We start from the raw sequence: 26,884 nt of genomic DNA on the forward strand, positions 1-26,884 counted from the left end.
CGACGGGTCCGCTTGATCGGCCTCGATCTGTGCCACGAGCTCTGGGCTCCGCAGCAACGCCGCCTCATGCGCCGACATCACAACAGCCGGCGTGAAAATCAGGGTGCCGTCGGGTTCCTCATCGACTAGGTAGAGGTTGTGTTCAGGGTTCCCGATCCGGCCGAGCGCTGCGCGACGCCGACCGTCGAGCTCAACGAGGTGAGACATGCGTGAGACCTCCCAACACGCCTGTGCACCGTCTGGTGAGGCGAAGCAGTGCATTTCGCTGGATGCATCCGAGCGCATCTGCTGGGACAGTGTAACATCTGCCATAGAGTCCCATTGTTACACTTGGGCAAATGGGTGAACTCCTCTTCAGCCCTGAAGCCGACCGACAGCTCGCCATCGGTGGGCGCGGTGGATTCGTTGCGGAGGGTGCGCCAGCGGGCGCATTGGTTGTGTCACGATCCGGATGTGGGTTACCAGATCGGTGCGAATTGGTTCGCGGCGCCACCGAGCGCGTTGTTGTCACAGGGGATCGCGAGGATGTGGCACGCCAGACCGATGGCATCGTCTGAAGCGGTTGAGGGGAGGCGTCCATGGAGTCGGTGACCTCAGCGCCAATCGATCTTGCAAAGGAGCTCGACGGCCTTCATCAGCTGCTCTACATGCGCGGCGGGATTCGACCCTCCAATGCCGCGGTGGACGAGCTCACGAAGCTGCTTCTGATGAAGATCGCAGCTGAGCGCGAACCGGACTCCGTCGTCACGGGCGACGTGCGGCTTGGATCTGTCGTGGATTACATCCGGCGCGACGACCGGGACAGCATCCCGCTTGCCAAGGCGGCGTTCCAGGTGGCGAATGGCCTGCCGTCCCTCGCCGCACGCTTGCCGGACGGCGAAGTCCAGACCGTCTGGCCGCTTGATGAGCCGCTCCGAGTCTCGAGGCACGATGTGCTCTCGGAGGCGCTGCGCATCCTCGAGAGCATCGAACTCGGAACTGCCGGGGCCTGCGATCCGCTGGGCGCCGCCTTCGATGTCTTCCTGCGCGGGAAGTACGAGCATGCAGGCGGCCTCGGGACCTATCTGACCCCGGAAGGCGTTGTCGACCTCATGGTGAACGTCGGCTTTGAGCTTCTCGAGGCCGCAGGGCCCGACCATGCCGGTCCGTATCTGATGGGTGATCCGTGCTGCGGAAGCGGACGCTTTCTGGTCGGCCTGCTTCACGAGGCGCGGCGGCGCGGGATCGCCGAGCGCTGGCTTGAGGGTGGTCGCTTGCTGTTCGGAGCGGACCAGTCGGCATCGTCGGTGGCCATGGCACGGGTCAATCTCTTGGCCTCTGGGGTTCCGGCCCCGGAGGTCTTCGTAGTCGAGGACTCCATCACCGATCGTCACGTGTCGCAGCAGTGCGGCCGGTACTCGCTGATCTTGACGAATCCGCCGTTCGGCGACAAGAAATACGACTCGGCGGAGGGAATCGAGCGGGCTGCCCGCGTCCTGCCTGCGCTGGCGGGTTCTGCCCGCGTGGACCCAGCGCTCGCATTCGTGGCGCGCTGCGTGGAGTTGCTTGCACCGGGTGGCGTCGCGGGAATCATCCTGCCCGACGGCGTGGGTGACGGCCGAGCGATGCGACGGCTGATGCTGGGGGAGCCGCGAGTCGAACTGCCGGTCAGCGTCGAGGGTGTCGTCAGCTTGCCGCCGGTCACGTTCGCGCCAGCGGGAACCACTGCGAAGACCAGCGTGATCTTTCTTCGGAAGTCAGCGCCAGAGGCAAGAAGGCACGTATTCCTAGCGCGCGCCGATCGCGTCGGCTTCGTCATGAGCAAGGGCTCACCCGCGTGCGACCCGAAGGGCGATGATCTCCCGCGGCTGACTGAGGGCATACGGCGACTTGTCGCGGAGCAGTGTGCTTGGCGACCATCCCCACAGCTGGCGCGTCGACGGCTTGCCGAATTGTCAAGCCTCGACGCCTCGACCCTCGACGAAGCAGCGGAACTGGCTCGATCTTTGCTGAAGGATGCAGGAGGATTCGAGGCGCGGACGGTCCTTCGCTTCGACGGCAAGCGGCGTGTGCGCCTTGCTGGCGATCTGCCCTTTGTGTCGGTCTTGCACGTCGACGAGCTCGGCGGGGTCGACTGGCATCTTGCTGGCGGGCATCGGCCCGTGACCCCCGGCCAGCTCGCTGAGCCTGGCGAATTGCTTGTCTCGCTGCTCAACCCCCGGAAATTCCGGGCGGCGGTCGTGCCTGAATCCGTCGGGCGGATTCAGTGCTCGTCCGAGTTCGGGGTGTATCGCACCGACATCGACCCCTACGCGGCACTGGTGATGCTCCAGCATCCGCTTGTGCGTCGACAGATCGCTCCGCTGGGTCGGGGAACGTCCAGCTCCCGTCGCCGGATCGACGCAACCGACGTGCTGTCGCTCATGCTGCCGCCGGTCGACGATGCCGCGGCTGCCCGAGCGGGCGAGACGGCGCGGGAGCACCTTGGAAGTATTGCCAGAGCCGCAAGTGGCCTCCGCCACCTCTACATGGATCCGAGCGTGCATGCGCCTTCCGAAGAGCGGGACGGGCAAAGCCGGGGCGTCATTGGTGGCCAAGCCGGATTCTCCGACGGCTACGGCGCCGAGCACCTGCCCGGACTCGGATCCCAGTGCTCGACTTGAAGGTAATCCACGCCCCTGACGTCCAACTGCGTCGCTCGAAAGGCGAGAGGCAGCACAACGTTGCCGCTCTGATTCGTTGCGATGTCGGAGCTTGACCAGCACGGCGGGTGCAGCTGGAAATTGCCAGATGTCTGCTTCTCTGCCCATGTGCTGACCACTCTGCGAAAGACCTCGTCGCGGCTCGGCTCGACGATCCATACGCGGACGCGTACAGGGAAGTCATCGCCTTTTTCGGGGGTGTCGAACAGGCCGAAGTAGATCGCGGGGTTGTTGAGATACGTCTCGACTGCCTGTGCGGTGTCGAGCTTGTTGTTCCAGCGCGGCTTGTCGACTCCGCCGAGCGTGCTCGCGATCTTGATCTCGGAACCGTCGGCAAGATCTGCGCCCTTGCCTCGGCTCCCGCGGCCCCGCCCTGGTATCCCCGAGACGAGGCTCACGAGGTGCTGGCCGAGGTAGCCCGAATCGATCTGCGCTGACTGGCCGGTGATGTGCTGCCAGCGCACAAGCTGACGGTATTGGCCGATGACGGCGTCCTCGATGAACGACTTGGCGAGGCCGCCCCGAGTCTGTTCGTCCAGCTCCGCTACGGACGGCTCAAGGTCCACGGGGCGAAGCTAGTTCACCGGTAGTCAGCCGATATCGGCATTGTGATGCAACTGCGTGAGCTTCAAGGTGCCAAGTCTTGGGCATGAGGACAACAGTGATGTTGGCGACAGCGGTCGCTGTGGCCGTTGAGGGGCTGCGCCGAGCCGAATTGAGCACGGCCTCACGGTGATGAGCTCCGACACTGACTTCGCCCGATTCGGAGAGGTCCGCTGGGAGAACCCGCTTTTCAGCGGCTAGCGGGCTGCTCACGGTCCGTCACCGCCGCTGGCTCGAGCGAGACTTGGAGGCGGTACCCGTCGCAGCCCTCTGAGGCTGACGCGACAGCGCAGTGGCCGAACCCGGCCGACGCCGCGCCAGCCGCGGTGTCGCGCCGCACCCCCGCAGTAGGTTCGCCACCATGATCGACGAGCAACAATGGATGCAGCGGCTGGATGCATATCTCGCGTATCTCCGCGACGAGCTTGGACGAGATGAAGACACGACGGTCGCAAAGCGAAAGCAGGTTCTGCGGCGCTGGGTATCGTTCGCTCTCGGCGCTAGCCACGATCCCGCAGTATTCGAGCATTCTGTAGTCCAGGAATTCTTGGCGACGACCGGTGCTCAGACGCCCGGGACCAAGGACGACTACGAGGGCCGAGTACGGGCTTGGTGCCGTTGGTGCCGAGAGCAGCAATCCTCCGAGGCGACTAACTGCTGGGTCGTACGAGCCGGCCGCCATGGCGAGGCCGTCGAGCACAACCTCATCCACAACGTCGTGACTATCGGTTGGGGCTGGGGCGATTGGAGCAGCGTCGCAGAATTCGAGTCTCGCGATGAGTTCGGCGACTTCATCGACGAGCAGTTCCCAGATGAGCTCGGAAGCGAACGGCGAAGCGCTCGCGACCAGATCTGGCGGTTTGGTCGCGAGATCCAGGTTGGCAATCTCGTCGTAATGCCGATGAAGGGGGTCGACGGGAATCCGATAGCCATCGGCCGGATCGACGGTCCTTTCGAATTTGATCCAACGCGACCGGAATACATGCGGATTCGTCGAGCGGTGACTTGGCTAGGGACCGGAATCGAGCGGGACGCCATCGGGCAGGATCTCCTGTATTCGATGGACAGTTCCGGCACTGTCTTCGGCCTGCGCAAGCATGATGCGGTGTACCGAGTCCGTCATCTTGCAGAACACGGTGTCGATCCTGGCCCTCGAGATGCGGAGGCGGCGGCCGACCAGTATCGGTCGGTGCGGCTAGCGCAGTTGGTGGCCGAATTTCGCGCCACTGGTTATCCGAGCGACGATAATCAGCAGCACGAGCAGGCGCGAGTCGGGTTTGAGCAGACTCTGAGGTCGTTACCAGACATCGCTCATGACGAACGCGAGGCAGTCAAGGCGGTGTGGAACCCTGCCGAGTTCGACTACGGCAGCGTGGGGTACGCAGGCGCGGGCGCTAACAAGCTCGTCAACAACGCATCTGAGCAAGATTGGCCTCTGATTCGTAGCGAGTTGGCCGAAGTGTGCTTCGGCAGCGATGACGAGGCCACGCGACTTGATCGAGCCGCCGCGTCTGGAGTCCTGAGTGGCGTGCGGTACGTGGTTGGGACGCGTCTGCTCGCAATCTGTCAGCCGCACGAAGTCATCCCGATCTACCTATTGCGCAAGAGCCGCAAGTACCCAGGCGTGATCGACATGATCGAGGTCCTCGACCGATTGGATCTCATCGGCGAAGACGATCAGCAGGGGGTTCAAGAACTGCTCTCGCTTCCAACGGCGGGCCTGAACTCGGGGGCAGTGGTGATGCGGGCCAACGACCTGCTGCTGGACACGCTGCGCCCACATTTTTCTGATGATGGCGATGCCGACACGTGGGGAATGTCCAAGTTCCTCTACTGGGTAATGGAGCGGCACGCGAACGGCGACGAGACGGAGGAACCATGGGTCGACGAAGCCGACCTACCGGCGCTGGCCGACGACCTGCTGTGCGATGTGAGATTCCTCAAGGACATCGTGGCGCTCTTGGAAGACAAGGGGCAGGTGATTCTCTATGGCCCACCCGGGACGGGCAAAACCCACTTCGCGGCAGGACTCGCTTGGATGCTCACGGATTACGGCGACGAAGAAGTCCATGAGGCGTACTCGTTGGTGCAGTTCCATCCGGCGTACTCCTACGAGGACTTCTTCGAGGGCTTTCGACCTCAAGTCGATGACGACGGGCAGATGACCTACCAGCTCACGGCAGGGCCGTTGGTACAGCTCGCCGAGCGCGCCGAGGACCATCCGGAGGAGCTGCACGTCATGGTCATCGACGAGATCAATCGCGCGAATCTGCCGCGAGTGCTGGGTGAATTGCTGTACCTACTGGAGTACCGCAACGAGTCGATCCAGACCCAGTATCGGCCGGACGAGGACTTCTCGCTGCCTGAGAACCTGTGGTTCATCGGCACCATGAACACTGCCGACCGCTCCATCGCGCTCATCGACGCCGCGATGCGGCGGCGTTTCCACTTCGTGCCGTTCTTTCCTGATCGTGAGCCAACGGCGGGGCTGTTGCGAAAGTGGTATGAGGAGAATGAGCTTGAACAGGATTGGGTGGCCGAGCTGCTCGATGCCGTCAACGAACGTCTCCGGGCTGATCTTGGAGGCGACTACATGCTGATCGGGCCGAGCCACTTCATGAAGCATGACTTGGACGAGAACGGCTTGCGGCGAATCTGGGAGTACAACATTGAGCCCCTTATCGAGGATCAGTTCTTTGGCCGGCAAGAGGTGATCGACAGCTATCGGTTTGGCGAAGTCTGGAAACGTCATGGTCCCGGTGCGGCCACGTCGGCTTCGGAAATGGGAACGACGAACGAATTCGGTGAGGAAGCCGAGCCCGGCTCCGACCACGATGGGAGCGCCGAGAGCGACGGCGACCTGTAGATGTCAATCGTCGATGGTGCGGTGAGGCCGGACGTCTCTGAGGTGGTTCGTGAGGCGGGCGAGGGTCAGCGGATTGTGCTCCATGAGTGGCGCACGGAGCGCTGGCAACTTGATGACGACATGGCGCGCCGCCTCGGGGAGACGCCGTGGGTGTCGGTGGCGACTGACCGAGAACCTGGGTGGTGGAAGGTTTCAACCCGGCAGTGGGTCGGTGCGTTCTCGCTCGGTGATCTGCGGATCATCGTGCGGCCGAAGATCGAGCCCAAGAACCTGTTTGTGTTGCTCGAGGTGGGACTTCCGCCTGAGGCTTGGCAGGCCGAAGATATCGACTTCGCCGAGAACGAGGAGCTGTTGCCAGCGCTGGTGTCGTTCTTCGCACGCACCGCCGAAACCACGCTGGCGCGAGGGCTGTTCCATCACTATCGGCACGAAGAGGACGATCTGTTTGCGTTGCGGGGACGCATCGACTTCGTGCGACAGTTCCGGCGGGGCGGGGTACTGGTGCCGATGGCCTGCTCTTGGGATGACTTCACCGCCGATGTCGACGAGAACCGCTGCCTGACTGCGGCAATTCGGCTGGCGTTGCGTGTGCCCGATGTGCCTCACGACGATCGGCGGCGGCTTCGACGGCTGCTCGCGGCGCTCGACGGCGTAGCCGAACCGACAGCGTCGGTGGCGCTGGGTCGTCTCGACCGCATCCAATACACCCGGCTGAACGAGCACTACCGGCCCGCGTTGCGGCTGGCCCAGCTGATCCTGGCCAATTGCACCCTGCAGGACCAGCACGGCGACACCGCTGCGTCGGCGTTCATGCTGGACATGAACGAACTGTTCGAGCAGTTCGTCACGTCACGCTTGCAGCGCGAACTGCGCGGGCAACTCGATGTCAAGGCCCAAGGCTGGCTTCACCTTGACATCGATCAACGTCTGCCGATCAGACCGGATCTCACCTTTCTCCGCCAGGGCGAGACAATTGGAGTGGCGGACCTCAAGTACAAGCTCACGGACGGTGAAGCGAGCGCGGTGGACAGCGGCGGACCTCTCGCCCAGCACGGCGATTACTACCAACTGTTGGCCTACACGACGGCGCTCAACATGGCAGGGGGCACGCTCATCTACTGCGCCGACGTGAACGAGGACAGTGCCGTCGAGCAGCAGCGGCCGCCAGGCTCGTTGGCCACGTCAACGATCACCGTTCGACACGCGGGTACGAGACTTCACACCGTCGCCATCAACTTGTCAGGCAGCCCCAGCGACATTGATGCTCAGATCACCGCCCTTGCGGACCACCTAGCGAGGCCGGCGAGACCCTCAGTCGCCCCCTGAGTTCGCTCCGGGCGAGACGGTAGGGATGTCCAAGGCCGCAGCCGCCGCGAGTTGACGATGGTCGTAGCTGACGAGACCAGCGAGGTCGTCGCCGATCTCCAAGGCGCAGGCGAGGTAGATGGCGTCAAGGGAGCGCAGACCGCGACCGGGAATACGGCCTGCGGCATCCAGTATCGACGAAGTGATCTCGAGCAAGTGCGTCTCCACGAGCCGCTGTTCGCAGAGTTGACGTACGTGAGCGTCCTCGCCAGCGACAGCCCGTCGGGCTTCGGTGCGCAGCAACGCACTCGAAACGCAGGGTCGCTGCCTGACCCACTCGCGTAGCTCGTCTGATTCGGCTTCGATCTTGATCAGCTTGACGAACGCCGAGCCATCGATGACCCAGATGTCACCGTTCATCTCGACGCAAGTCCGCGAGTCGCTCACTCAGCGTCGGTTCACCCGGTGGTGACGGCGGCAACGGTGGGTGCTTCTCCAACGATGCCGACAGGCCTATGACCTTCGAACTAACGAGCCCGCGCTCGACGAGGCGCTCCAACGGACCATTGCTGTCCGGCAACGGTCCGAGCAATGCAAGCGGCTTGCCGTGGCGCGTGACTTCAAATGACTCACCGGCACCCGCGCGGCGGAGCAGCTCTCCGCAATTGTGCTGCAGCTGTGAAACGTTGATCCGCTCCATACGTGCCACGGTAGCGACTGGCACCTTGATGTCGTGCTCGATTTTCGATGACCGCTGGCCGCTGCGCTAATGCAGACAATGGAATCCCCCAACGGTGCAGCACCTGATCTGCGAGTGGATTGATGAACGCGGAGGGGAGCTTGAGAGCACGGTCAGAAGATGACGGGCGGCTTCTCATTCCTGCGAAGAGCGGTGGCGGTCGAGGAGGCTGTTGAGCTGGGCGCCGGCGAGGAGGCCCATGGCGAGCAGGTACAGCCACAGCAGCAGGCTGAGGGCGCCGCCGAGCAGGCCGAAGACGGCGTTGACGCCGTTCGAGGCGAGTTGCAGGTAGGCACCGAATCCGCCAGATACGGCCAGCCACCAGGCGGTTGCCAGGAGGGCTCCCGGCACTTCTCGCCGCCAGGTGAGCTTGTGGCGCGGGGCGATGCGGTACACCGTTGCTGCCCACGCCACGACTGCCACGAAGACGACAGGCCAGCGGAGCCAGTCCCACGCCGTGCTGAACGAGCTTCCGGCGCCCAGACGGTCCGCCAGCTCGGAGCCTCCGCCGAACAGCGGCCCGACGACCACCATGGTCGCCACCACGACGGCGACCACCAACGTCAGGAATGTCAGGGCGAAGCCCACGAGACGGGTCGACAGCCAGCTGCGAGCGCCCTGATGGCCCCGTGTCACGTTCAAGGCACGCACCACGGCGATGAAGCCGCGGGACGACGCGTAGGCAGCCACGACGATGCCGACGGTCACCACCCGTGCGTCGGAGCGATCGAAGAGATCGGCGACCGTGGCGTCGAGCGTGTTCTGGTCTCCGAAGGTGTCGCTGATCCGCTGCAGCAGCCAATCCTCGGTGCCGGATGCCGCGCTCTGGCCGATCAGCACGTCGAGCGATCCCAGCAGCGCTGCGAACACGATGACGGCGGGGAAGAGCCCCAAGAGGGCGAAGAACGCAATCTCGGCGGAGAGCCCGGCGATGCGGTGCTGAGCCCAGTCGTTCCGAGTCTCGTTCGCGAGCCGTGCAGCGCTGTGACACAGCTTGCGGAGCCTCGATGTCGGACTCGCTGGCCCAGGACGTTGCTCTGACGTGTGGGGTGGCGGGGCGTCCTCCGCTGCGCCATCCGCAGTGGTCTGCTCGCTGTTCAGGGGGAGTCAGCCTTCACCAGGTCAGCGGCCCGGGCGACCAGGCCGTTGCGGTCGATCTTCGCGGTCGAGGCCAGCGGGATCTCGTCCACGATCCAGACGTGGCGGGGATGCGCGTACGCGGGACCGTTGGCAAGCGCGTACTGCTTGACATCGTCGACAGTAAGCGTGCGGCCGGGTTCGGCACGCACGAAGGCTGCCGGCAGCTGGCCCTTCAGCTCGTCGGGCACCGGGACCACCACGGCCTGGTGCACCCCGGGGTGCTTTTCGAGCATCTGCTCGACGGCATCGGGGTAGATGTTCTCTCCGGCACAGACGAACATGTCGTCCACGCGGCCCACGAAGTAGAACCAGCCGTCCTCATCGCGAGTCATAAGGTCGCCCGTGTGGTACCAGCCGTCGGTAAGGCGCTCGGCAGTGACGTCGGGCAGGTTGTGGTAACCGGTCATGACACCAGGCGAGCGCACCCACAGCTCGCCGGCGTCGCCGTCCTGGCCCGTGTTGGGGTCGACCAGTCGCAGCTCCACCTTCGGGTGCTGGTGGCCGACGGAGATCTTGGGCCTGGGCTTGCCTTCGGGATGGGGGCCGAACTCGAGCACCGCTTCGGTGGTGCCGTACCCGTTGGAGACGAGTGCTTGGGGGAGCAGGCGCTGCACGTCGTCGTACAGAGCCTCGGTGAGCGGTGCCGAGCCGATGAATGCGCGCTGCACCGATGACAGATCGGGGAGTTCCTGGCCGGCCGCAACGCGCGAGACGATCTCGGCGGTGACGAGAGCGAACATCGTCGGAACGCCCGAGCACATGGTGACCTGGTGGGATTCGATGGCCTCGATGTAGCCCGACGCCGTGAACCCCGGAAGGAGCACCACCGTGCCTCCATTGGCGAACGCCAGCTTGGAGGACATCGAAGCGTTCTTGTGGTACAGCGGCGCCGAAACCAGCATCACCTCGCCCGGCATCGCTGCGCCGTACTCGAGCACCGTGAAGGTGACGTTGCGATGGGTCAGCAAGACGCCCTTGGGCCGCCCGGTCGAGCCCGAGGTGTAGATCTGCACGGCGATGTCGTCGCTGTCGACGGCGGCTGCGGCCCCCAGCGGCTCGTGGGCCGCCAAGGCATCCCATTCAGCAGTGCCGATGACGATGTGCGGCATGTCGGGCGGCACCAGCGGAGCGTGCTCGGCATCGGAGATGACCAGCCGCACGTCGGCGTCGTCGAGGATGTACGCCTGCGTCTCGGCGGGAAGCCGGGTGTTGAGCGGCACGAACACCAGCCCCGCGGCCGGGGCTCCGAACATCACGTCGTAGTACTGGCCGCAGTTGGCAGCGAGTAGGCCGACGCGGGTGAACGGCGCCAGACCGCGGGCAGCGAGACCTGCCCCGCAACGCAGCGCCCGATCTCTGAGCTGCGCCGCACTGACGTGTTCCGGTGGGGCGGCTGAGCGATCGATCAGCACGACGGCGTCGTCGTGAGGGAAACGCTCGAGCAGTTGAGCGACGTTCATCGCCATCGCAGGTTACGACGATGAGCCGTTGGCTGTCTGCCGCGCGTCGACGGCCGGCTCCACCTCGACGAGCGTGTCATGGAACGCAGCCGAGCCGACGTCGGGATCGTCGCCGCCGACCGCTGCGTTGGTGAGCACGTTGACCGTGCGTGCATCGGCTTCGCCGGCCCACCAGCCGAAGGGCATCGTGACCAGGCCGGGCTGCAGACGGTCGGAGATGGCGGCAGCGGTGAACAGCTCGCCGCGGCCGTTGTAGACGCGCACTCGGTCGCCCTCGGCGATGCCGCGCGCCTCGGCGTCTACGGCGCTGATCTCGAGGCGGGGCTGGGGCGGGTCGGGCAGATGGTGCTCGAAACCTCCGTAGTGGCTGTTGAGGAATCGTTGGTGCTGCTTGAGCGACATGAGCGCCAGCGGGTAGCGCTCTGCGAGCTCGGCGTCGCCGCTGGCCGATTCCGTGGCGGGCCGGTAGCGCAGCGCGTCGAGCCGCAGCAGGCCAAGCGAGCGAGAGCGCGCTCCGGCGCTGCTGCCAGCATCTGCGCCTGACGGTGCAAGAGGAACCTCCCGGTCGGTCAGCGCCGACCAACCCGCTGGCACTGCCAGCCGTGCCCAGCCGTCCCGCTGGAGCCGTTCGTAGGTGATGCCGTCGAGCCAGGGGTGCCCGCTCGCGAGCATGTCCCGGGCCACCTGTTCGTCGCTGTCGGCGAGGCCGGATGCCTCGAGCGCCAACGCACTGGCCAGCCGCCGGAAGATCTCCGTGTTCGGCAGGCACTCGCCGAGCGGCTCGATGGCTGGCAGGTTGAGCGACACGTAGAGGTGGCCCCACGCATTCATCAAGTCGAGATGCTCGATCTGGGTGGTGGTGGGCAGCACAATGTCGGCATAGCGGGCCGTGTCGGTCATGAACTGCTCGATCACCACCGTGAACAGGTCGTCGCGCTCGAGGCCCGCCAGCACCCGGTTCTGGTCAGGCGTGATTGCAGCAGGGTTGCAGCCGTAGTTCAGCAGCACCGTGACCGGCGGTTGCAGGCCGCCATCGGTGAGCGTGGCGCCGAGGGCGGACATGTTGACGGTTCGCTGTGGTCCCGGCAGCGGCACGAGATCGGCAAATGCCGCGTCGAAATACACCTGTGTGGAGCGCATGTAACCCGAGCCCGACACGACGGCAAGAGCGGCCACGGCACGGTGAATGTCCTGGCCGTGCTCGCGGTGCTCCATGCCGATGAGCGCACGCAGCACAGTGGGACGCTGGTGCGCGATGCAATGAGCCATCGAGACGATGTCGGCTTCGGCAAGCCCAGTGACCGAGGCAGCGCTCTCGAGGCCGAGGTCCCTGGCCTCAGCACGCAACTCGGGCCAGCCCGAAGCGGTGGCGCTGACACGCGCTTCGTCGATGAGGCCGTCGCGGTCGAGCACGCCGATGATGCCCAGCACGAGCGCGACATCGGTGCCGGGGCGCGGCTGAACGTGCCAGTCGGACCGCTGCGCGGTCATCGTGGAGACCGGGTCGACGACGATCACGCTGGCGCCATTGCGATGAGCCTCCTCCACATAGGGCCACAGGTGGCGGTTGGTGAGCAGCGTGTTGGTGCCCCACAGCACGATGGTGCGGGCGCTTGCAATCTCGGTGGGGTCCGCCCCGAGCGGCATGCCGAGCACGTCGGCGGCGCCGTGCCAGGCGGTCACACCGCAGATGTGCCGGTTCAGCTGCGTAGCGCCCAGCGCTGCGAAGAACCGATCGGCCAGCACGCCCTTCTGCACGAGCCCCTGGGTGCCGTCGAGCGAGTAGGGCAGCACTGTCTCGCCGCCGTGCTGCGAGACGGCTCCGCCGATCCGCTCGGCGATCTCGGCGATCGCGGCATCCCAGCCGATCGGCTCGAACCGGCTCTCGCCCTTGGGCCCGACTCGCCGCAGCGGCCGCAGCAGCCGGTCCGGGTGATACACCCGATCGAGGAACGGGTTCACCTTGGGGCACAGCTGCCCGTCAGTGAACGGATGGCTGGGATCGCCGCGCAAGTTGACAGCCACGCCGTCACGGACTGTCACCTCCCAGGCGCAGGTGTCGGGACAGTCGTGATGGCACGCCCCGCGGACGACAGACATCGCAGCGTTCATCGGCCGCAAATTCCCCGCAGCGATTCGGGCATCGCCCCTAGCATGGCCCACCGGAACCAGCCCGCCCGCATCGATATTCGGGCTCGGCGTCAACGAGGCCAGGGCCCCATGTCGCAGACGACGTTTACGGCGGCACCAGGCGCCGCTGCGCCTCTTGGCGGACCCTCGCGCCTGTTCAGCTCCCCGTTCCTGATCCTCAACGTCAGCGCGCTCTTCTCGGCGGTGTCGTTTTCCGCGATGCTGCCGGTGACGACGCTGCTGGTCTCGGTTCAGCTCGGTGGCGGGGATGTGGCCATCGGCTTCGTCATCGGCGTCTTCGCCGTGACTGCGATCGCTGCGCGGCCGACGATCGGCCGACTGGGCGATTCCCGCGGCCGCAGGTACTTGATCGTGGTGGGAAGTCTTGCGACCGCGTTCACCTTCGCTGCTCATGTATGGGCCGATACGTACGCCGTTCTGCTGGTCATGCGATTGCTGACGGGAGGATTCCAAGGCGCCTTTTTTGTCGGCAGCGCAGCTCTGGTCAGCGACTTGGCCCCTGAGCATCGTCGGGGAGAGGCGCTGAGCTGGTTCTCGGTATCGATTTACCTCGGCATGTCTTTGGGCCCGTGGTTCGGAGTCGCCATCAATGACTGGGCAGAAACGTGGTCGCCGCTCGGTGGATTCGACACGGCGTTCCTCGTCGCCGGAGGATTGATGCTGATCGGAGCGTTGGTGGCCCGTCTGTTGCCCAACGACTCACCTGCTGAAGCATCGCATCGCAACCTGAGAGATGCGGAACAAGCCAAAGCCGAACAACCTGTGAACGGCACAGCAGAGGCGCTTGCGCTTCAGGCACGTCTTGCTGCAGCGGCTCGCCCGGTGGTGTTCGAATTGGTCGCTCAACAAGACAGCAGCTCCCCGCGGCCGGGACCAGAGAAATCGAGCGCGCCGCCGCCCTCGCGGCACGCCGGACGCATCTTCTACAAGCCGGCCTTGTGGCCCGGGATCGTCCTCGCCATGGGCATCATCATCTTCCCTGCGTTGTGGGGCTTCCTGCCCAAGATTGCCGAGCAGCAGGGTTGGGGTTCCGACTTCATCGGATCGATCTTCTTCATCTACGGCATCTTGGTACTCGTCCTGCGGGTCATCGGAAGGAAGCTGCCCGACCAGCTCGGCACCAAGCGCACAGCGACGTTGGCACTCGTCGGCGCAATGGTGGGCATGGCAGTGATGGGCACGTTCGTGTCGCAAGTGGGTTTCTATATCGGCACCGTCATCTTGGCTCTGGGTGGATCACTGCTCTATCCGGCGCTCATGGTGGCCGCCGTGGACGGCGTGCCACCCAACGAACGCGCTCAAGCTGTCAGCACGTTCACAATGTTCTTCGAGCTCTCGGCCGGAATCGGCGGGCCGATCTTGGGTGTCACCGCGTGGATCGTCGGAGCCACCGTCGGTGCTTTCTACGCATCGGCGACCATGTCGCTCATCGGCATCGTGCTGCTGTGGATCTGGCAGCGGGGCACCTCTTCGATGACGCCGTAAGCATGTCTGCTCTAGCCGGAGTGCCCCCTCAGCCGTTGTTGCGGATCGACACGACGTGCTCGTCACCGTTGTCGGCTGTGACGGAGATGGTGTAGCCGGCAACGTCCACCGAATCGCCGACATCCAGCAGCGGGAACCTGCTGAGATAGCCGCGCCCGTTGTCCTCTGCGAGAGAGGCCGGGTGCTCATTGAGCAACGAGTTGACGGTGTACACGAGCACACCTTCTGCGAGGAGCTGCGGATGATCATGGCCGGCGGCGACCTGCTCGCGTCGGAACTCCGAGGGCGTGTCGTAGCCCACGAGACGCCGGCTTTCGACGACGATCACTGAGTTCGCAGATGTTTGAACTGCGGCCATCGCCGTACCGCGCCCCGGCTCAGCCGCCGGCCGCAGTCGCACTGTGGCGGTATCGTCCGTGATGCACTCGATCTGGTCGGGGTCGAGCCAGCCGAGCTGCCACTTGGACCACGCCAGCATCTCACGGCGACGGTCCCTGCTCGGCCCTCCGAACGGCACTCGGTTGTAGCCATTGAGTTGCATCATGCCGAACTCGGTCAGCGCCCACCATTCGCCTTCGGGCAGTTCGGGAGGCGCGAGAGGATGTCCGATGGGCCACAGTCGGAATCCGATCGTGTGCTCCCAGTACAAGTCCGCCAAGCCGAAGCTGTGGATCGTCTCATGGGCTGCGATGTAGCCCCACGGGTTTACCGACGGGTACAGCGCTTGACCCGGCGATATGGCGCCGCCCTCACGGCGGTGGTTGATTCGCATCGAGCGCATCGTGTTGCCATCCGCCGTGACCTGGGGACCTTCGTTGCCGCCGTCGCCGAACAGTTCGCTCGGCATCACGGTCATGACAATGTCGATTTCTGAGAAATCGAAGGCTGCATCGGCTAGCTGGACGGCGTGTTCGCTGATTCTCTGGTCCAGCAAGCCCCGATAGAAGCTCTCGTTCTTGAAGTGAGACACTTCATGTTCGGCCCGGAGCCAGACGTGATGCGGCACGATCTCGACATCGAGTCGTCCACCGCTGGAATGTTCAAGGTAGTGCTCGAAGTAGTACTGGGACGAGTCGAGTTCGGCCTGTGTGCTGTAAGGAGCGCGCGCGTCGGGGAAGTCGACGAAGAGCACGGCGACTCGCAGTGTGCCGGTTGAAGATCGAGCCCACTGCGGCAACGGGAACCCTGCTGTGTGCTTACCCGTTTGTGACTTGGGCTTGCATGTCGAGACGAACCGCGTTGCTCGCTGCGGCGCTTCGTCGAGCTGCATCCAGTTCTCGGCCGGGCGTCGATAGCGGTACGGGTTCGATGCGGCTGTGTGGAAGAACAGTCGACGGCTGTCGGGTGACCACTGCGGCGCCCGGCTCGGAAGGGAGTACTCCGCGAGGAGGCTCTCGTCTATCGGGAGTGTGTGTTCGCTGCGTCCCAGCAGGTCGGCGATGACAATCTCAGCGTCCCGGTTCCTGCCTGGATCAGGGCGACGGTATGCCGCGATGCGTGTGCTGTCGGGTGACCATGACACTCCGCGTTTGCGGTCAGCGAAGGTCATGAAGCGCGAACCGGTTCCGTCCGCGTTCATCACCCATATCTCGTACATGTTGTTGATGAGCGGCCGGGAGAAATAGGCGATCTTCCGGCCGTCGGGAGACCAGACCGGCTCTGACGCATCATGAACGAGCCGAGGCAGTTGCCGCTTGTTCCTTCCGTCTGCATCTGCGATGACCAACGTGTATTCCGGCGATGTGGCTGCAGCGGCTGCACCTGTTGTCGGTGCTTCCCGCAGGAACAGAAGGCGGTTGCCGTTGGGTGACCATGAGGGAGAGGTGTGGGATGAGGACCCATGCGTGATCTGCGTTACGCCGCTGCCATCAGCGTTGAGAACGTGAATCTGTTCGTCGGCGGTCGGTCCGACGCCGCGCAGGGAGGCGATAGCGATCTTGCTGCCGTCAGGCGACCACACCGGCGCCCTCAGCTTGCCGAAGTCGTGCAGCAGACGCTTCGCCCTCGATCCGTCACCCTTTGCGATCCACAGCTCCCGGTCGATGTTGGTCCAGGCCATCGCGCTGCAGTCCCGGTTCCATACGACGTTCTCGATGAGGTCAGTGACCGCCAAGTCGATCCTTGATCCGTCACCAGGGCCGCATTGGTCACGGGTTGAGGATTTCGTGGCTGGCGCTTCTGCGGTGATGTACGCGCTGACGACACCAGGTGTCACGGCTGCCGTGCCGCCGAAGACAAGAAGTTGGAGTTGGTCGCCGCCTGTGGCTGCGAGGCTGCCGCGCGCCGCATCCAGATGCCCTCTGGTCGCAGAGTTCGTCGACGTTGGGTATGTCAGCAGCAACGAGGCGCAACGACGTGCCAGCAGAGGTGCGGCGCTGAACGAGTCGAATGGCACGCGGGCTCGCGCGAGTCCGATCTGGCCGCGGTCGAAGCACGGTTTGCCGGCCTGGCTGGCGTAGCGGCCTGCCACGAGGTCAGCCATGGCAACCGCGGTTTCGAATCGTGTCGTCCCGGCGAGTCGCGTCACCGACAACCCGAGGCTGCGCAGACCCGTTTCCACGGATGCACCGAGCGCGGCGGTTCCGCCCATCAGCACAACGTGCTCGACGTCTGCGGCGCTGAGGTATGCCGCGACCTCAGGGTGGAGCTGGTCCGGTGGAGTGAGCAGTACCGGATGCCGACCGCGCGCTGCGACTGGCCCCGAGACCAGCGCATCGACGAACACCTCGCCGCTTGCCACGATGGCCGTGCGGCCGAGACCTGGCATCTCGCCCACCCGCGGCGAAGAGCTATTGCCCGCCTGCAAGATGCTGCCCAGCCGCTCGGCTGCGCTTACGCCCGTCGAGTAGCGGTTGGCTCCGGCGACCCGTTCGGTTCGGTAGCCGAGCGCTTTCAGCTTGGAGACGACGCCCGCGCTGACGCCAGGAGCGACGTCGGCACCCACGATGATCACCCGGGTGACCTTCGTTGCTTTGAGGAAGCGCTGCACTTCGACGAGCAGTTCCCCGGGGCGTGTGAGCACGAGCGGGGCTCCAAGCGCCCCCGCCAGCGACGAGGCGAGGACCGCGTCTGGCCAACTCGTGCCCGACACCATCACCGCCCATTCAGCGGTGCCGCCGGCGTCGGCGACAACCTGCTCTGCGACCCGGAGCGCGGTCGCATACCTGTCAGCATCCCCATAGCGCGTGACGGAGGTGCCCGAGTCGTGATTCTGCGCCATGGCGTGTGTTGTCGTGACCGGCACAGCGATTCCCGTTGCCAGCGCCAACGACAGCACGCCGATGACCAGCGAACGCCATTGTCTTGGATGCTTGTGGGGTCGCATCGGCCGATTATTGCCGCTCCTCCCGATGAAGGCCGCGTAGCCGGCCTCGCCGACGACGCAGACGGTCGTCGGGCTGCAGTCTGCTAGCCGGTGCCGAGCAGGATCATGGTGGCGATGTAGATGCCCAGCAGCACGACGCCGTCGATGCGCCCGGCGCGCTTGCCCACCAAGGCGCCTAGGTAGGCCAGCACCACCACGGCCATCATCGCCCCGATGCCGAATCCGGTCAGCGACGGATCGTTGATGGCGCCAGCGCCCACGAGACCCATGGCCCCGCCCACGGCGAGGCTGTTGAAGACGTTGGAGCCGAACAGGTTGCCCACGATCAGCTCGGTATGGCCCTTGCGGGCTGCTGCGACGACGGTCGCCAGCTCGGGCAGGGAGGTGCCGAGCGCCACGATCGAGAAGCCGATGAATCCGCCGCTCAGGTTCCAGTGCTGGGCAAGGGCGATGGCGCCTTCCACGGCGAGCTGGGCGCCGACGATCACGCCACAGAGGCCCAGGACTGCCCGCGCCAGATTGCGCCACGCAGTCCCGGCATCGCGTGCCGTCGTGCCGGGTGCGCCGCCTGCGTCGGGCAGCCGCGCGTCATCACGCGATGTGCGGATCAGCCAGGCCAGCGTGATCACCATCAGCACGGCCAGCAGCCCGCCTTCGAGCCGGCTGAGGTAGTCGTCCATCACGAGTACGGCGAAGATGGCTGCCGTCGCCACCGACCACGGGACGTCCCTGCGCAGCGCGGTGCGGGAGAACGGGATCGGCATCAGCAGCGCCGCCACGCCGAGGCCGAGACTCAGGTTGGCCACGTTCGAGCCCACGATGTTGCCCACGCCCAGCGCGGGGTTGTCGTTGATCGAGGCCAGCGCGGACACGACCATCTCGGGAGCCGAGGTGCCGAAACCCAGGACCACTGCGCCGATTACGGCCGGTCGCATGCGCAGCGCCGTCGCCAGGCGCGACGCACCCGCGACGAAATGATCTCCTGCAACCACCAGCAGGACCAGTCCCGCCAGCAGGGCCAGCAATGCCCAGATCATCGCCGTGTTGCCCTCATTGCCGCCGGTGTGTGTCTAGTGGTTGTGACGCGGTGTGCCGTGGGTGCGAGAGGTGTCGCGGTACTTGACCGCCGGACGCAGCACCATGCCCTCGTCGAACTGTGTGACGATCCCGCGCTGGATCTCCTGCCACGGGGTGTGCGACGGCGGCACCGGGTAGCCGCCGGCCTCGTCCAGCTTGGCGCGGCGCCGGGCCAGCTCGTCGTTGTCGACCAGCATGTCGGCGCTGCCGCGCCGCAGGTCGATCCGGACGCGGTCGCCGGTGCGCAGCAGCGCCAAGCCACCGCCGACAGCTGCTTCGGGCGCGGCGTTCAGGATGGACGGCGAGCCCGACGTGCCGGACTGGCGGCCATCCCCGATGCAGGGCAGCGAGTGGACGCCGCGCACCAGCAGCGCTGCCGGCGGCTGCATGTTGACCACCTCGGCGCCGCCGGGGTAGCCCACCGGGCCGGTCCCGCGCACGAACAGCATGCAGTGCTCGTCGATGCGGAGTTCGGGGTTGTCGATGTTGGCCCGATAGTCCTCCGGCCCGTCGAAGACGATGGCACGGCCCTCGAAGGCGTCGGGATCGTCGGGGTTCGACAGGTAGCGCTGGCGGAACTCGTCGGAGATGACGCTGGTCTTCATGATGGCGCTGTCGAAGAGATTGCCCGACAGGTTGATGAAGCCTGCGTCGGCGAGAAGCGGCTCACCCGCAGCGCGGATCACATCGGTGTCCATGATCTCGGCGTCCGCGCAGTTTTCGCCGATGCTGCGACCGTTGGCAGTCAGCGCCTCGGGGTGCGGCAGCAGGCCGGCCCGCATCAGCTCGCCGACCACCGCGGGCACACCGCCGGCGTGGTGGTAGTCCTCACCGAGATACTCCCCGGCGGGCATGAGGTTCACCAGCAACGGCACTGCGTAGCCGTGCTTCTGCCAGTCGTCGTTGTCGAGGGGCACGCCGAGGTGCGCGGCTATCGCGTTGAGGTGGATCGGGGCGTTGGTGGACCCGCCGATCGCAGAGTTCACCACGATGGCGTTCTCGAACGCCTCGCGGGTCATGATGTCCGACGGCCGAATGTCCTCCCGCACCATCTCGACGATGCGCAGGCCCGTCCGGTATGCCATCTGCGCCCGCTCGCGGTACGGGGCAGGGATTGCGGCGGAGCCGGGCAGCTGCATGCCCAGCGTCTCAGCTAGCGAGTTCATGGTGGTGGCGGTGCCCATCGTGGAGCAGTAGCCGACCGACGGGGCCGACGACGCAACCAGATCGATGAACCCGGTGTCGTCGATCTCACCGGCGGCGTAGAGCTCGCGCGCCTTCCACACGACCGTGCCCGAACCGGTGCGTTGCCCCTCGTGCCAGCCGTTCAGCATCGGCCCGACCGACAGTGCGATGGCCGGCAGGTTCACCGTTGCGGCTGCCATCAGGCACGCGGGCGTGGTCTTGTCGCAGCCGATCGTGAGCACTACGCCGTCAAGCGGGTAGCCCTGCAGCACCTCGACGAGGCCCAGGTAGGCCAGGTTGCGGTCGAGCGATGCTGTCGGCCGCTTGCCGGTCTCCTGGATGGGATGCACGCCGAACTCGAACGCGATGCCTCCTGCCTCGCGGATGCCTTCACGCACCCGCTTCGCCAGTTCGAGGTGGTGGCGGTTGCACGGCGACAGATCCGACCCGGTCTGGGCGATGCCGATGATCGGCTTGCCCGATTGGAGCTCTTCGCGTGTCAAGCCGTAGTTGGCGTAGCGTTCGAGGTACAGCGCCGACATGAGCGGATCGCCCTCGATGTCGAACCAGGCTGCTGAACGCAGGCCGCCGCGCCCGACGCCGGGATCGGGGCCGCTGGGATGAATCGAACGGGGTTCAGAGGTCGAAGGTGCGTCTGGTTCGGGAGCCACCGGGCCACACTACGCGTCGCTCGTGACGGCAACGGAGTCGCCAACCCGGTGATGGCGACGGACGGGTCGAACGCAGCCGTGATCGGCGCACAGGCCCAGAACTAGTGTGAGGCGCGCTGGAGCCGTGCCACGAGGGGGTTCGCATGGATCCGAGTCCAGAGGTATTGCTGGATCTGCACCGGCGCATGGTGCGGATCCGCCACTTCGAGGAAGCCGCTGGCCGGCTCGCGGAGCAGAACCGGCTGCCGGGGTTCCTGCACCTATACGTGGGGGAGGAGGCCGTAGCCGCCGGGGTGTGCGCCAACCTCGACGATGACGACCAGATCAGCTCGACTCACCGGGGTCACGGGCACCTAGTGGCCAAGGGAGGCGACTACGGCGGGATGATGGCCGAGCTGATGGGCAAGGCCACCGGCTACTGCGGGGGCAAGGGCGGCTCCATGCACATCTGCGACCTCGACCTGGGAATGCTCGGTGCGAACGGCATCGTGGGCGGCGGCGTGCCGATCGCCGTAGGCGCCGGGTTCGCCAACAAGTACCGGGGCAGCGACCGGGTCTCGGTGGTGTTCTTCGGCGACGGCGCCTCGAACATCGGCGCCTTCCATGAAGCTGCGAACATGGCGGCTGCGCTGTCGCTGCCGGTGCTGTTCGTGTGCGAGAACAACGAGTACGGAGAGTTCACGCCTCGTGACCGCACGATGGCCATCACCGATGTGGTGGACCGCGCAGCCGGCTACGGCATGCCAGGGGCGATCGTGGACGGCATGGACGTGGTGGCGGTATGGGAAGCCGCCCACGAGGCCGTCAGCCGGGCCCGCCGGGGCGAAGGACCCTCGTTCATCGAGGCCAAGACCTACCGCTTCTACAACCACCATGGCGTGCAGACCCTCGGCATGAAGTACCGCTCCGATGACGAGCTCGAACAGTGGAAGCAGCGAGACCCGATCGAGCTGTTCGAGGATCGGCTCGCAACTGCCGGTGTGCTCGACGCCGACGGCGCTCAAGCCGTGCACGACGCAGCGGAGGCAGACATCGAAGCGGCGATCGCGTTTGCCGAGGAGAGTCCGCTGCCCGATCCCGACAGCCTGCTGGTCGACGTCTACACACCGGCCGCGTACTCAGGAGCTACAGCATGACACCGCCTCCCGACACCGAGGAGCGCCGCATCGCCTACGGAGCAGCCTTCACCGAGGGGCTGGCGCAGATGATGGACGCCGATCCGGACGTCTTCGTGGCAGGCGAGGATGTCGGCCGGGCCGGGGGAGTGTTCGGCTCGTTCCGCGGGCTGAACGAGCGCTTCGGCGACATGCGGGTGGTGGACACGCCGATCAGCGAGCAGGCCATCGTGGGTCTGGGCACCGGTGCGGCCGTGAGCGGCCTGCGCCCGGTCGTCGACGTGATGTTCATGGACTTCATGCTCGTGGCCATGGACCAGATCGTGAACCAGGCGGCAAAGCTGAAGTACATGTTCGGCGGCAAGGCCACGCTGCCGATGACGATCACCACAAGCGCCGGGGCCGGGCTGTCAGCGGCGGCCCAGCACAGCCAGAGCCTCGAGGCGATGCTGTGCCACATCCCGGGGCTCAAAGTGGTCATGCCGTCGAACCCCTACGACGCGAAGGGCCTGCTCATCTCGTGCATTCGCGACGACAACCCGACGGTATTCGTGAAGCACAAGCGCCTGCTGGGACTGAAGGGCGAGGTTCCCGAGGACCTGTATGAGATTCCCTTGGGCACGGCGCAAGTTGTACGACCGGGCGACGACGTCACCGTGGTGACCTACGGCCGCATGGTGCACGAGGCGACGTCGGCGGCAGATGCGCTGGCCGCGGAAGGCATCGAGTGCGACGTCATCGATCTGCGCACCCTCCAGCCGCTGGACATGGACACCGTGGTCCAGTCGGCGCAGCGGACCAGCCGGGTTGCCGTGGTGCACGAAGCCGTGCGTTTCGGCGGCCTCGGCGGCGAGATCGCCTCCCAGATCGCCGAGGAAGCCTTCGACTACCTGGATGCCCCGATCGAGCGCGTCGGCGCACCATTCAGCCCGGTGCCGTTCAGCCCCGTGCTCGAGAAGGAATGGGTTCCCAACGCCGAGATGATCGGCGAGCGGATCCGGGCACTCGCGGCGGCGTGACGCACTGGGCAGGGCGCGATCAGGCGGCCTGCTTCATGCCGCCTGCCGCAGCATGAACGCCGCGGACCGGCCGGACGTCGACCTGCCGGCGGTGGGCATCGTCGCGAACCCAATGGCGGGCAAGGATGTCCGGCGGCTGACCTCGGGGGCAACCCCGATTTCAGACGCCGTCAAGATCGGCGCGATACGGCGTGCCGTCGTGGGTGCGATCGAGGGCGGTGCCGAACGGGTGCTGATCAGCGGCGACCGGGCACGGCTGGGGGAACGTGCGCTGGCGGGATTGGAACTGGCGGGATCGGTGGAAGTCGCCGAGCCGCATGGCTGGCATACCGGGCGTGACTCCCGGCTGGCTGCCGCGCAGTTTCGTGACATGGGTGCTGGGGCAATCGTTGCGCTCGGTGGCGACGGCACCCAGCGTGATGTCGCAACGGGCTGGCGAGCAGCCCCACTGGTGCCGCTGGCAGTCGGCACCAACAACGTCTTCCCGTTCCAACTGGAGGCCACCGTCGCTGGCTTCGCCGCAGGCGCCGTGGCGAGCGGCCATGCCGATACGGCCGAGGTGACCACCCAGGCGAAGATCATCGACGTCACGGTGGAGGGGAGCCGCAGCGCCGAGGTCGCGCTGGTCGACGTGTGCCTGGTGCGTGGTGCGTTCGTGGGCGCACGCGCCATTTGGGATCTGGCATCGGTCAGCGAGATCGTGGCTGCCATCGCCGAGCCGGACTCGGTCGGACTCTCGGCCATCGCTGCGGCCGTCGCACCGGTCGGCAGGAACGAAGCCGGTGGGGTGCATGTCCGCTTGGGGTGTGCGTCCTCGAATGCACGGTACGTACCGAGCGACAGACACATCCGAGCGGCTGTGATGCCCGGCAGCTATGCCGACATCGACATCGAGCACTGTGAGCAGTTGCACTTCGGCCGGCCGGTCACGCTGTCGGGTCCGGGCGTGTTGACGCTGGACGGGGAACGCGAGATCGTGCTGGGCCGGGGCGAGGGGGCGGATGTCACCGTCAATCCGGATGGTCCGTACGTGATCGACGTGGGTGCTGCGGTTGCGGCAGCACAGCGACAGCGCTACCCCTTCGGCCCTGCGGTTGCGGGCCGCTGAGCAAAGGGACGCCGATGGCCATCGAGTTTGCAATGCCGAAGCTGGGCCTGACGATGGAGTCGGGGACGATCCTGCGCTGGCTCGTGCCTGACGGCGCCGAGGTCACCGCAGGGCAGGCAGTGCTGCTGGTGGAGACCGACAAGGTCGAGACCGAGATCGAGGCCTCGGGCAGTGGTGTGCTTGCTCAGACCGGCGAGACCGGCGTGGAATACCCCTGCGGGGTGCGGATCGGCTGGTTTCTGGAAGCCGGCGAGGAACCTCCGGCGCCGGCCGACGCAGCGCCGGTAGCGGCGCAGGTGCAGGCGGCGGCCGTCCCGGCATCTCAGGCCTCCCCGCAACCTCTCGCTGCCGTGCCGGTGCGCGCACCCGGCGAGCGGATCCTGGCGTCGCCAGCGGCCAAGCGTCTGGCGCGCGAGTTGGGCGTTGAGCTGGCGGTGGTGGCCGGGACCGGGCCCAAGGGCCGCGTCACCGAGCGCGATGTGCGAGCGGCAAACGAAGCGCCTGGTTCTGAGTCGGCTGCGACCGGCCGCCCGGCCACTGCGGCCTCATCTGAGGCGACGCCAGGCGCGCCGACTGCTGCGGATGGGCCAGGGATCGATCCGGCGTCGGCCGGCAGCGCACCGGCAGGGTCTGTCTCGCGCCCGGCGACGCTTGCGGCGCGCCAACTTGCCGACCTGCTCGGCGTCGATCTCCGCCGCGTACCTGCCAGCGCGGGGGATGGGCGCATCTCGCGTGCCGATGTGGCTGCGTATGTCCGTACGTTGCTGGCTGACCTCAGCTCGCGGTCTGCGGACGAAGGTCCAGCTTCGCCCGCCAGAGCACTACCGGCTCAAGCCGCTGCCGCTGCGACGGCTGCTGCTGCAGACGCATCGGCGAGGTCTCACACGGCAGCGCCGCCCCTGTTGCAAACCCCGACCGAGCAGATTCCCCTGCGGGGGATACGGGGCGTGATCGCCGAGCGCATGAGTGCGTCCCTCCGCTGGATGGCCCAGCTCACCCTCACGATGGATGTCGACATGAGCGCAGTTGTGGCGGAACGGGCAGCGCTCGTCGAGGCTGCTCGCAACGACGACGCTGGCGGCCGCGATACGGACTCAGACACCACCGAGACGGTCGTGCCGGGGTACACCGATTTTGTGATCGCTGCGGCGGCAGCTGCGCTCGGCGAGCACCCGCGGGTGAATTCGCAGGTCACCGACGATGCGGTTGCGCTCTTGGGTGACATTCACGTCGGGCTTGCGGTCGCGCTCGAGGACGGGTTGCTCGTTCCGGTTGTCCGCCACGCCGACCGCCTCAGTCTCGATGAGATCGCTGCGGAGACCACGCGCCTGGCTGCTGGGGCCCGCGACGGCACACTGGGCTACGACGACTACCAGGGCGCCACATTCGCCGTGACGGCGTTGGGCATGTTCGGAGTGGACGCCTTCACGCCGATCATCAACCCGCCCAACACGGCGATCCTGGGTGTGGGCCGCATCCGCGACGAAACCGTGTGGGCAGACGCCGGGCCTCAGCCTCGGCCCGTCCTGACCCTCTCGCTGACGTGGGATCACCGAGCCTTCGACGGCGCGCCGGCTGCGCGCTTCGCGGGTGCCGTACGAGACGGGCTCGAGTCCCGCTAGCCGGCACTGACTACCGCTCACCAGTCATTACACGCTTGCTCTATCGCGAGCCACCCGGACGGGTTGTGGCACGGGTCGCCGAAGTGAACATTGCAACCGCCGATGTCATGACCACCGGCGACGCAGTTCTCCCAGGTACCGCCTCTGGCCTGCCGCTCGGGCTCGGCCTCTCGGTACTCGCGCACGCGCCGCTCGAACGGCGTCTCACCCGGCGGGGGGTCCGCCTGCTGCGTCTGCGGGGGCGACTCGGGGACGGTCGGCGGCTGGTGCTCTTCGGGCTGCCGCGGATCGTCGGGCTCAGCGTCCGGCGTCGGGTCGTCAGCAGGCGGGTTCGGCGACGGCTCGGGTCCGGGCGGGGTCACCGGATCGGGGTCCGCGTCGGCGGGCGGGGGCGGCACGTAGGGCTGCTGTTCGGCAGCAGGCGGGTCAGCGGGAGCCGACTCCGGCTTGACCGGTTGTCCAGCGGACACCTGCACGCGTTCTCGATGCAGGTGCGGCGTGCCGCTGTCACCGTTCGGGCTGCGGCAGTCCATCGCTGATCCCCCGTCTGGTCCGTTGCTGCACGTGAACTTGACATCGATCTCGAATGTGTACGTCTTGCCGCCGTCCACCCACTCGAAGTGGCTGTCGTCGCCGGACCACACCCAACTCACGCCCGAGTGCGTCCGCCCACTGCCCGCTGCGATGGTGTCCGTGTGGATGCGGATGCCGTCGGACAGCACGACGTAGACCGTGTACGAGACTGTCTTGAATATTGGCCTGCCGTTGCGCGGGTTGATGCCGAGCTCTCGGCGACGCTCGTAGGCCGACTGCATGGCGTCGGTGAGATCGACGCGGGCGCACATGACCTCGTCGGCGTCGCGGTTCGCTCCCGGCTCGGGGTCGGCTCGGCCATCACGGACCGGGGGCCGCGAATACGGGGCGCCAGTCTGGCACTGATCGCCGGCCGCGGTGGTGGAGTGCTGCGTCGGCGGGCTGCCCACGCCCGGGTCCGTGCCCGCCCTCACCGGTTCACCCTCGTCAGCGCCTGCGAGATCACCGAACGCGATCACGCTTGCTGCGACAACGGCGGTCACCAGAACCGCACGAGCGGCAACGCGCAGCGCTCCGATGCCTCCGTGAGAGTGAGCACCTCGGGTCATTGGCACGCTCGCTCTATCGCGAGCCACCCGGACGGGTTGAAGCACGGGTCGTTGAATGGCGCCTTGCAGCCGCGTCTCTCCTCAGGGCCGCGGTTGATCACGACCGTGCCGCTGTCGTACCAGCCGGCAGAGAATTCCGCTACCCCCCCCCCCCCCGGGGGACGGTCTGCCATCGCCCTCCTCGACGAAG

General features: G+C 66.2%; 18 protein-coding genes. 8 read left to right on the forward strand and 10 right to left on the reverse strand.

Going from position 1 to position 26,884, the window contains the following annotated elements; all coding sequences use genetic code 11:
- Nucleotides 1-578: 578 nt before the first annotated feature.
- Nucleotides 579-2,642 carry an N-6 DNA methylase gene (locus ACOGI8_RS08625; RefSeq protein WP_419853394.1) on the forward strand — a complete coding sequence of 688 codons (2,064 nt, stop codon included), beginning with the start codon at nucleotides 579-581 and terminating at the stop codon, nucleotides 2,640-2,642.
- Here the strand turns inward: ACOGI8_RS08625 and ACOGI8_RS08630 are convergent.
- Nucleotides 2,594-3,247 (reverse strand): MamI family restriction endonuclease, encoded by a 654-nt coding sequence (locus tag ACOGI8_RS08630; RefSeq protein WP_419853395.1) that lies wholly within the window; start codon nucleotides 3,245-3,247, stop codon nucleotides 2,594-2,596. The two genes, ACOGI8_RS08625 and ACOGI8_RS08630, sit on opposite strands and share 49 nt — an antisense overlap.
- Before the next feature lie 398 nt (nucleotides 3,248-3,645).
- On the opposite strand from ACOGI8_RS08630, the gene ACOGI8_RS08635 reads away from it, so the two are divergent.
- A complete protein-coding gene (locus tag ACOGI8_RS08635; protein ID WP_419853396.1) occupies nucleotides 3,646-6,150 on the forward strand; it encodes an AAA family ATPase in 2,505 nt (834 codons plus the stop codon).
- A 21-nt stretch (nucleotides 6,151-6,171) separates the two neighbouring features.
- Nucleotides 6,172-7,476, forward strand: coding sequence for an McrC family protein (locus tag ACOGI8_RS08640; protein ID WP_419853397.1), 1,305 nt, complete (start codon nucleotides 6,172-6,174; stop codon nucleotides 7,474-7,476).
- On the opposite strand, the gene ACOGI8_RS08645 is transcribed toward ACOGI8_RS08640, so the two are convergent.
- The 5 genes from ACOGI8_RS08645 to ACOGI8_RS08665 form a co-directional block, all read right to left on the reverse strand.
- Entirely contained in the window at nucleotides 7,462-7,875 is a 414-nt protein-coding gene (locus tag ACOGI8_RS08645; RefSeq protein WP_419853398.1) for a type II toxin-antitoxin system VapC family toxin, read from the reverse strand. The genes ACOGI8_RS08640 and ACOGI8_RS08645 overlap by 15 nt on opposite strands.
- The gene (locus tag ACOGI8_RS08650; RefSeq protein WP_419853399.1) at nucleotides 7,865-8,155 is read right to left on the reverse strand and encodes a type II toxin-antitoxin system Phd/YefM family antitoxin; all 291 of its coding nucleotides are present in this window, start codon (nucleotides 8,153-8,155) and stop codon (nucleotides 7,865-7,867) included. Before ACOGI8_RS08650 ends, ACOGI8_RS08645 begins: the two co-directional genes overlap by 11 nt.
- Nucleotides 8,156-8,329: 174 nt before the next feature.
- Nucleotides 8,330-9,295, reverse strand: coding sequence for a YihY/virulence factor BrkB family protein (locus ACOGI8_RS08655; protein ID WP_419856385.1), 966 nt, complete (start codon nucleotides 9,293-9,295; stop codon nucleotides 8,330-8,332).
- Entirely contained in the window at nucleotides 9,292-10,794 is a 1,503-nt protein-coding gene (locus ACOGI8_RS08660) for a class I adenylate-forming enzyme family protein (RefSeq protein WP_419853400.1), read from the reverse strand. Before ACOGI8_RS08660 ends, ACOGI8_RS08655 begins: the two co-directional genes overlap by 4 nt.
- A 12-nt stretch (nucleotides 10,795-10,806) precedes the next feature.
- On the reverse strand, nucleotides 10,807-12,894 hold the full coding sequence (locus ACOGI8_RS08665) for a molybdopterin-containing oxidoreductase family protein (RefSeq protein WP_419853401.1): 2,088 nt from the start codon (nucleotides 12,892-12,894) through the stop codon (nucleotides 10,807-10,809).
- Nucleotides 12,895-13,014: 120 nt separating this feature from the next.
- On the opposite strand from ACOGI8_RS08665, the gene ACOGI8_RS08670 reads away from it, so the two are divergent.
- A complete protein-coding gene (locus ACOGI8_RS08670; protein WP_419853402.1) occupies nucleotides 13,015-14,430 on the forward strand; it encodes an MFS transporter in 1,416 nt (471 codons plus the stop codon).
- Nucleotides 14,431-14,458: 28 nt separating this feature from the next.
- On the opposite strand, the gene ACOGI8_RS08675 is transcribed toward ACOGI8_RS08670, so the two are convergent.
- From ACOGI8_RS08675 to ACOGI8_RS08685, 3 genes are all read right to left on the reverse strand, one after another.
- On the reverse strand, nucleotides 14,459-17,755 hold the full coding sequence (locus ACOGI8_RS08675; RefSeq protein WP_419853403.1) for a cell wall-binding repeat-containing protein: 3,297 nt from the start codon (nucleotides 17,753-17,755) through the stop codon (nucleotides 14,459-14,461).
- A gap of 83 nt (nucleotides 17,756-17,838) precedes the next feature.
- Complete coding sequence (locus tag ACOGI8_RS08680) at nucleotides 17,839-18,792, reverse strand: calcium/sodium antiporter (protein WP_419853404.1); 954 nt, start codon at nucleotides 18,790-18,792, stop codon at nucleotides 17,839-17,841.
- Between the two features lie 33 nt (nucleotides 18,793-18,825).
- Nucleotides 18,826-20,601: an IlvD/Edd family dehydratase gene (locus tag ACOGI8_RS08685; protein WP_419856386.1), complete on the reverse strand. Its 1,776-nt coding sequence runs from the start codon at nucleotides 20,599-20,601 to the stop codon at nucleotides 18,826-18,828.
- Nucleotides 20,602-20,831: 230 nt separating this feature from the next.
- Between ACOGI8_RS08685 and ACOGI8_RS08690 the strand changes: the two genes are divergently transcribed.
- The 4 genes from ACOGI8_RS08690 to ACOGI8_RS08705 are packed head-to-tail and all read left to right on the forward strand — an operon-like array spanning nucleotide 20,832 to nucleotide 25,552.
- Nucleotides 20,832-21,824: a thiamine pyrophosphate-dependent dehydrogenase E1 component subunit alpha gene (locus ACOGI8_RS08690; RefSeq protein WP_419853405.1), complete on the forward strand. Its 993-nt coding sequence runs from the start codon at nucleotides 20,832-20,834 to the stop codon at nucleotides 21,822-21,824.
- The gene (locus tag ACOGI8_RS08695; RefSeq protein WP_419853406.1) at nucleotides 21,821-22,822 is read left to right on the forward strand and encodes an alpha-ketoacid dehydrogenase subunit beta; all 1,002 of its coding nucleotides are present in this window, start codon (nucleotides 21,821-21,823) and stop codon (nucleotides 22,820-22,822) included. Before ACOGI8_RS08690 ends, ACOGI8_RS08695 begins: the two co-directional genes overlap by 4 nt.
- 52 nt (nucleotides 22,823-22,874) lie before the next feature.
- On the forward strand, nucleotides 22,875-23,930 hold the full coding sequence (locus tag ACOGI8_RS08700) for an NAD(+)/NADH kinase (RefSeq protein ID WP_419853407.1): 1,056 nt from the start codon (nucleotides 22,875-22,877) through the stop codon (nucleotides 23,928-23,930).
- A gap of 14 nt (nucleotides 23,931-23,944) precedes the next feature.
- Nucleotides 23,945-25,552: a 2-oxo acid dehydrogenase subunit E2 gene (locus ACOGI8_RS08705; RefSeq protein WP_419853408.1), complete on the forward strand. Its 1,608-nt coding sequence runs from the start codon at nucleotides 23,945-23,947 to the stop codon at nucleotides 25,550-25,552.
- A gap of 17 nt (nucleotides 25,553-25,569) precedes the next feature.
- Here the strand turns inward: ACOGI8_RS08705 and ACOGI8_RS08710 are convergent, their stop codons facing one another.
- Nucleotides 25,570-26,559 (reverse strand): hypothetical protein, encoded by a 990-nt coding sequence (locus ACOGI8_RS08710; RefSeq protein ID WP_419853409.1) that lies wholly within the window; start codon nucleotides 26,557-26,559, stop codon nucleotides 25,570-25,572.
- Nucleotides 26,560-26,884: the final 325 nt, after the last annotated feature.

This window comes from Candidatus Poriferisodalis sp. (assembly GCF_965204195.1).
Taxonomy (GTDB): Bacteria; Actinomycetota; Acidimicrobiia; order Acidimicrobiales; family Poriferisodalaceae; genus Poriferisodalis.

Excerpts from the sequence above, each read along its gene's own strand:
- ACOGI8_RS08680 (WP_419853404.1), bottom strand. The coding sequence starts at position 18,792 with ATGATCTGGGCATTGCTGGCCCTGCTGGCGGGACTGGTCCTGCTGGTG.
- ACOGI8_RS08690 (WP_419853405.1), top strand. The coding sequence starts at position 20,832 with ATGGATCCGAGTCCAGAGGTATTGCTGGATCTGCACCGGCGCATGGTG.
- ACOGI8_RS08635 (WP_419853396.1), top strand. The coding sequence starts at position 3,646 with ATGATCGACGAGCAACAATGGATGCAGCGGCTGGATGCATATCTCGCG.
- ACOGI8_RS08665 (WP_419853401.1), bottom strand. The coding sequence starts at position 12,894 with ATGTCTGTCGTCCGCGGGGCGTGCCATCACGACTGTCCCGACACCTGC.
- ACOGI8_RS08670 (WP_419853402.1), top strand. The coding sequence starts at position 13,015 with ATGTCGCAGACGACGTTTACGGCGGCACCAGGCGCCGCTGCGCCTCTT.
- ACOGI8_RS08695 (WP_419853406.1), top strand. The coding sequence starts at position 21,821 with ATGACACCGCCTCCCGACACCGAGGAGCGCCGCATCGCCTACGGAGCA.
- ACOGI8_RS08650 (WP_419853399.1), bottom strand. The coding sequence starts at position 8,155 with ATGGAGCGGATCAACGTTTCACAGCTGCAGCACAATTGCGGAGAGCTG.
- ACOGI8_RS08645 (WP_419853398.1), bottom strand. The coding sequence starts at position 7,875 with ATGAACGGTGACATCTGGGTCATCGATGGCTCGGCGTTCGTCAAGCTG.
- ACOGI8_RS08700 (WP_419853407.1), top strand. The coding sequence starts at position 22,875 with ATGAACGCCGCGGACCGGCCGGACGTCGACCTGCCGGCGGTGGGCATC.
- ACOGI8_RS08625 (WP_419853394.1), top strand. The coding sequence starts at position 579 with ATGGAGTCGGTGACCTCAGCGCCAATCGATCTTGCAAAGGAGCTCGAC.
- ACOGI8_RS08705 (WP_419853408.1), top strand. The coding sequence starts at position 23,945 with ATGGCCATCGAGTTTGCAATGCCGAAGCTGGGCCTGACGATGGAGTCG.
- ACOGI8_RS08675 (WP_419853403.1), bottom strand. The coding sequence starts at position 17,755 with ATGCGACCCCACAAGCATCCAAGACAATGGCGTTCGCTGGTCATCGGC.
- ACOGI8_RS08660 (WP_419853400.1), bottom strand. The coding sequence starts at position 10,794 with ATGAACGTCGCTCAACTGCTCGAGCGTTTCCCTCACGACGACGCCGTC.